The organism is Microbacterium umsixpiens (assembly GCF_053543675.1).
This window is the reverse complement of sequence record NZ_JBLVOH010000126.1, coordinates 4,134-5,191: the sequence shown is the minus strand read 5'-3', so window position 1 is coordinate 5,191 and position 1,058 is coordinate 4,134. Positions and strand designations below refer to the sequence as shown.

General features: G+C 69.0%; 2 protein-coding genes. One reads left to right on the top strand and one right to left on the bottom strand.

Annotated elements, in window-relative coordinates; all coding sequences use genetic code 11:
• Positions 1 to 95: 95 nt before the first annotated feature.
• Positions 96 to 518: a DUF3054 domain-containing protein gene (locus tag ACNPM4_RS12550; protein WP_448985907.1), complete on the top strand. Its 423-nt coding sequence runs from the start codon at positions 96 to 98 to the stop codon at positions 516 to 518.
• 14 nt (positions 519 to 532) lie between these two features.
• On the opposite strand, the gene ACNPM4_RS12545 is transcribed toward ACNPM4_RS12550, so the two are convergent.
• Positions 533 to 1,021, bottom strand: coding sequence for a SprT-like domain-containing protein (locus ACNPM4_RS12545; protein WP_448985906.1), 489 nt, complete (start codon positions 1,019 to 1,021; stop codon positions 533 to 535).
• Positions 1,022 to 1,058: the final 37 nt, after the last annotated feature.

Here is a 1,058-nt window from a genome sequence, read left to right as displayed (position 1 = left end):
GATGCTCGTCGTCGCACTCTCCTCCCCACGCGGAGATCTCCGCCCGACGCCGCGCGGGAGACGATGGTTCGGCCGGCGCGACGTAGGGTCGTGGCATGAGGTACCTCCCCGCCGTCATCGTCGACATCGTGCTCGTGCTCGTCTTCGCCGCGATCGGTCGTGCCTCGCACGATGAGAATCCGGCGGGGTTCCTGCTGACCGCCTGGCCGTTCCTGATCGCTCTCGCGGTCGGTCATGTGCTCGCGGCGCTGCTCCCCGGCAGGCCGCCTCGGCCGTGGTCGGTGCTGTGGGGCACGGTGGTCTGGATCGTGACGGTCGCCGGCGGCATGCTCATCCGCGTGCTCAGCGGTGACACCGCCGAGGTGCCGTTCATCATCGTGGCCACGATCGTGCTCGGGGTGTTCCTCGTCGTCTGGCGGGCGATCACCGCCCTGCTGCGTCGACGCCGTGCTGCCGGGGAGGCGCAGGAAGACGCCGTCGTTCTCGAGGACGAGCACCCCGACGGTCTGCCGCGCTAAGCGCTGAGCGGCGGTCAGCGCGGCATCTGAGCGGCGAGACGCACGTCGGACGGGATCTCGCGGCGGGTCCACGCGAAGACGTGCGTGGCGTCGAACGTGCGTGAGCAGCGTGCGCACGAGGTCGCCCTCGTCGGCCGCCGATGCCGGTAGGTCACGTGGCCGGCAGGGCAGCTTCCCACCCATGGCGCGAGCTCGACAGCGGTCTCCCCGTGATGGGTCGTTCCGCCGACGTAGCCGAGTTCTTCCGCCACGCGTTTCCATGCCGGTCCGTGTGCAGCCGCATGTCCGGCGAGTGCATGCGCGACCTCATGCAGCAGCACCTGGTGGATCTCGTCGTCTTCGAAGCGGGCGGCGAGATAGCGCGAGACCGTGATGCGCTTCTTCGTGTAGTCGCATTGCCCGGCCCGGCGCTTGGCATGGTCGAAGCCGAAGGTCCAGCTGTCGTCGAGATGCAGCGTGATCAGTGCTTCGCCCCAGACGCGCACACGGTCGAGTTCCGCCATGCGCCCAGATTATGCCCTGCGACCGACATCGTGGTCG

Bases quoted from the DNA above. Each gene is read 5' to 3' on its own strand.
- ACNPM4_RS12550 (WP_448985907.1), top strand. From the start codon at position 96: ATGAGGTACCTCCCCGCCGTCATCGTCGACATCGTGCTCGTGCTCGTC.
- ACNPM4_RS12545 (WP_448985906.1), bottom strand. From the start codon at position 1,021: ATGGCGGAACTCGACCGTGTGCGCGTCTGGGGCGAAGCACTGATCACG.